The sequence below is a fragment of the Kocuria tytonicola genome (assembly GCF_003687455.1).
Taxonomy (GTDB): Bacteria; Actinomycetota; Actinomycetes; order Actinomycetales; family Micrococcaceae; genus Kocuria; species Kocuria tytonicola.
In genome coordinates this window covers 1-4,362 of the sequence record NZ_PHOA01000141.1, presented here as the reverse complement: position 1 = coordinate 4,362, position 4,362 = coordinate 1, and the positions used below count along the sequence as shown (strand labels likewise).

Sequence of the window (4,362 nt, the reverse complement as noted above, 5' to 3'; positions counted from 1 at the left end):
GTGCCCACGCTGCTGAGCGTCCTGACCGCCGCCACCCCCGCCCCGAGCCCGGAGAACACGCTTCGCCCCGGGCTGGACCCGAGCCAGGTCTCCCCGGGCCTGATCGGCCTCCTGATGACCTTCCTGCTGACCGCGGCGGTGGTCCTGCTCGTGATCGACTTCAACCGTCGCAACCGCCGCCTGCGCTACCGCGCCCAGTACGCGGAGCAGCGCGCGGCGGAGGAGCAGGCCGCCGCGGACCGGCCCCCGAGCGGCGTCGCACCCGCCTCCCCGGACGACGCCGCCCGCTCGCCCCGCAGTGGCGGCGAGTCCTCGCACCCGGGGGACTAGCCTCCGGAGGACCCGCCGGGGCACACATGGCACCGGGGCGGCGGCCGCGTTCCGCCTGTGCGTGTCGGTGGGCCGTGAGAGCGTGGGGTCATGTCGAACCGACTGGCCCGCGCCACGAGTCCGTACCTGCTGCAGCACGCCGAGAACCCGGTGGACTGGTGGGAGTTCTGCCCCGAGGCCTTCGAGCAGGCCGGGGAGCGTGACGTGCCCGTCCTGCTGTCCGTGGGCTACGCCGCGTGCCACTGGTGCCACGTGATGGCCCACGAGTCCTTCGAGGCCCCGGACACCGCGGCCTACATGAACGAGCACTTCGTCTGCGTCAAGGTGGACCGCGAGCAGCGCCCGGACGTGGACTCCACGTACATGGCGGCCACGCAGCTGCTCACAGGGCAGGGCGGCTGGCCCATGACCGTGTTCCTCACCCCGGACGGCGGTGCCTTCCACGCCGGGACCTACTACCCACCGCGGCCCGGGCACGGGCGACCCTCTTTCCTGCAAGTCATGACGGCCGTCACGGAGGCGTGGACGCAGCGGCGGGACGAGGTGGTCCGCGGAGCGGGGCAGGTCTCCGAAGCCCTGTCCCGGCACCCGGGGCTCGTGGACCGGATGCTGGCGGACGCCGGTCCCGCGCTCGTCGCGGAGCCGGGCACCGTCACCGCGGACGCCACGGCCGAGCTGGTGGGGACGTGGTTGAACGGCCTGGAGGTCGCCCGCGACGTCGCCCACGAGGGTTTCGGGACCGGGGCCAAGTTCCCGCCGTCCCCGGTGCTGGACGCTCTCACCCGGATTGCGGCGCCGGACGCACCGGGGGACCGCTCCACCGGGAACTCCCGCGCGGCCCGTGAGCTGCTGTGCGCCACGCTGGACGCGGTGGTCGTGGGAGCGTTGCAGGACCACGTGGGCGGCGGGTTCTTCCGCTACTCGGTGACCCCGGACTGGTCCCTGCCGCACTACGAGAAGATGCTGTACGACAACGCCCAGCTGCTGCGGGTGCTCGCCCGTACGGTGCACGAGCTGGAGGAGCGGGGGACCGATCCGGCGCGGGCGGCCCGCTATCGGCATGCGGCCACCACCCTCGTCGCGTGGCTGGAGCGGGAGATGGTCACGCCCGAGCACGCGTTCGCGGCGTCCCTCGACGCGGACAGCGATCCCGGCCCCGACGAGCCCCGGGCCGAGCGGGAGGGGGCGTACTACACGTTCTCCCGCCCGGTCCAGGACGCCACCGGTTCGGCACCCGTCCCGGTCACGGCCTCGTGGGGTGAGGCCGGCTCCGTCACCGGGATCCTCGACGAGTCCGTGCGCCGTGCCCTGTGGGAACGGCGTCTGACTCGTCCCGCCCCGCACCGGGACGACAAGGTCGTCACGGCGTGGAACGGGATGGCCCTCTCGGCGCTCTCCGAGGCGAGTGTGCTCCTCGACCACCCGGAGTGGACGGAGCTCGCCGAGGCGGCCGCCGGGTTCCTGTGGACCACGCACCGGGACCCCGCGACGGGGACGCTCGCGCGGACCTCGCGCGGCGGCGTCGTGGACCCGCACGAGGGGCAGCTCGAGGACTACGCGCGCCTCGGAGCCGGGCTGCTCGGGCTCTACCGCGCCACCGGGGCGGCAGTCTGGTACGAACGCAGCCGCGCGCTCGCGGAGACCGCGGTGGAGCGGTTCGTGATGGGAGACACCGTGGCGGAGTCCGCGCGGGTGGATCCGGTGCTCGCGGCGGCAGGCGCCACGGGCCGCGCGGAACCCTTCGACGACGTCGCCGCGTCCGGTGCCGCGGTGCTCGCACGCTGGCTCACGGACCTCTCCCGCCCCGAGACCGCGGGACGCCCCACCACCGACGTGGTGGCCGCCGTGACCCGCCAGGCCACCGGCGTGGTGCTCAAAGCGCCCACGGCCGCGGGCGGCATGGTCTCCGCCGTGCTGGCGCAGGCGCAACCCCCTGAGCTGCTGCAGGTCGTGGCCGCCACGCCGCAGCAGTGGCACGAGGTGCTGGAGGCAGTGGGGAAGCACCGGGTGCTGGACTGCCTGGTCCTGGACGCGGACACGGCACCCTACGGCGCGCCCCCGGCGCAGGACGGGCGGTTCACGGTGTGGCGCTGCCGCAACGGTGTGTGCGAGCTGCCGGTGTACTCGGTGGCGCAGCTGCGGAGCTGAGCGCGCGGCGCCAATCCGTCAGCGGGGGAGCCTCACGAGGCGAACATCGCCAGCATGATCGAGATGTAGTGGCACACGAAGCCCACGATCGTGCACGCGTGGAACACCTCGTGGAAGCTGAACGTGGCGGGCCACAGCCGCGGCCACTTGGTGGCGTAGCAGACCGCCCCCGCGATGTACGCCACCCCGCCGCAGATCAGCATGACGGTTGCGGGGACGTTCACCGCGAAGAACGCCGGCAGGTACAGCAGGGCGAGGCAACCCATGACCACGTACAGGGGCGTGTAGAGCCAGCGGGGGGCTCCCAGCCAGAAGACGCGGAAGACCACCAGCAGTGCGCCCAGCGTCCAGATCACCGCGAGCAGCCCGGTTGCCCGCCCGTCCGGGAGGAAGCTCACGGCCAGCGGGGTGTACGTGCCCGCGATGATGAGTGCGATGTTGGAGTGGTCCAGGCGTCGCAGCACCGCGTTCATCCGGGCGCTCCAGTAGAAGCGGTGGTAGATCGCGGAGGTGCCGAACAGCATCACGGCGGTGATGGTGTAGACGAGGCACGCGAGCCGCAGCTGCAGGGTGGGCGCGAGAACGATGGCCACCACGCCCATGGCGGTGGCGAAGGGGCTGAACCCGGCGTGGATCCACCCGCGCCACGCAGGTTTCTTCTCCACGGTGAGCGGGCCCCTGCGGGTGTGGCGCACCACGGTCACCGGGCCGGGAGCGAAGGGCTTCGACGCGCGGTCGTCTTTCATTCTGGATTCCACTGCCTTCCATCACTGTCTCCGTGGCGGGCGGGGTCCGCTTCCGGATCGCCCCCTCCCTGCGGGTAGTTTAGTGGGTATGAATCCGAGCAGCCCGAGTCGATCCCAGGGTGTGGGTGCCCCGTGAAGCTCCCCCGTGTGCTGTACTCCTTCTACGAGCACCGGTTGGCGCGCACCCTCGGATCTCACGAGCTGCCGCACCACGTGGGGGTGCTCGTGGACGGCAACCGGCGCTGGGCCAAGCAGTTCGGCGCCACCACGGAGGAGGGCCACCGGGCGGGTGCCCGCAAGATCGTGGAGTTCCTGCGCTGGTGCCACGAGCTCCACATCCAGGTGGTCACGCTCTACATCCTCTCCACGGAGAACCTCAACAGGCCTGCGGAGGAGCTCACCGCGCTGCTGGACATCATCACCAACCTCATGTGCGAGCTGCAGGACGAGGGCATCTGCCGGATCCAGCCCGTGGGAGCGCTGTCCACCCTGCCGCGGGCGCTGCAGGAGCAGCTCGAGTGCAGTGCTCGCCGCACGGAGACCAACGCCGGGCCGCACCTGAACATCGCGGTGGGCTACGGCGGGCGCCAGGAGATCGTGGACGCCGTCCGGGAGGTCTTCGAGGACGCCGAGCAACGAGAGGAGTCGCTCAGCGCGACCGCGGCAGCGCTGAGCGTGGAGGACATCTCCGCGCACCTCTACACGCGCGGTCAGCCGGACCCGGACCTGCTGATCCGCACCTCCGGGGAGCAGCGGCTCTCCGGATTCCTCATGTGGCAGTCCGCCTACAGCGAGTTCTACTTCTGCGAGGCCCTGTGGCCGGACTTCCGACGGGTGGACTTCCTGCGCGCACTGCGGGACTACGCCCGGCGCCAACGCCGTTTCGGCGGCTGAGCCCACCGCGGACGCCCTGGGTCCGGGTGCCGGGCGTGCCAGGGGATCTTGGGGTCCCGCGCCCGTACGGACGTGGGCCCCGGGCTGCCCCGGCTGCGGCAGGCGAGGCGGAAGTTCACGCCGCATTCACCGCCCGGGCGTTCGCCCCTCCATCGCCCGCTCTAGCGTGAGACCACCCGGCACCGCGCCGGTCGCCCACCACCCCCGTGGAAAGGTCTCCATGCGCCGCGACACCATCCTGGCT

General features: G+C 72.2%; 4 protein-coding genes. 3 read left to right on the top strand and 1 reads right to left on the bottom strand.

Features of this window, described 5'->3' with window-relative positions; translation table 11 throughout:
• Both CWC38_RS11045 and CWC38_RS11040 read left to right on the top strand, forming a co-directional pair.
• A partial coding sequence (locus CWC38_RS11045) for a hypothetical protein (protein ID WP_338067545.1) occupies nt 1–330 on the top strand: 330 nt, incomplete at its 5' end.
• A 90-nt stretch (nt 331–420) separates the two neighbouring features.
• Nucleotides 421–2,478 carry a thioredoxin domain-containing protein gene (locus CWC38_RS11040; protein WP_121846776.1) on the top strand — a complete coding sequence of 686 codons (2,058 nt, stop codon included), beginning with the start codon at nt 421–423 and terminating at the stop codon, nt 2,476–2,478.
• 32 nt (nt 2,479–2,510) lie between these two features.
• Here the strand turns inward: CWC38_RS11040 and trhA are convergent, their stop codons facing one another.
• Nucleotides 2,511–3,224: a PAQR family membrane homeostasis protein TrhA gene (trhA, locus tag CWC38_RS11035; protein ID WP_121846775.1), complete on the bottom strand. Its 714-nt coding sequence runs from the start codon at nt 3,222–3,224 to the stop codon at nt 2,511–2,513.
• A 132-nt stretch (nt 3,225–3,356) separates the two neighbouring features.
• On the opposite strand from trhA, the gene CWC38_RS11030 reads away from it, so the two are divergent.
• Nucleotides 3,357–4,118 carry an isoprenyl transferase gene (locus tag CWC38_RS11030; RefSeq protein ID WP_121846774.1) on the top strand — a complete coding sequence of 254 codons (762 nt, stop codon included), beginning with the start codon at nt 3,357–3,359 and terminating at the stop codon, nt 4,116–4,118.
• Nucleotides 4,119–4,362: the final 244 nt, after the last annotated feature.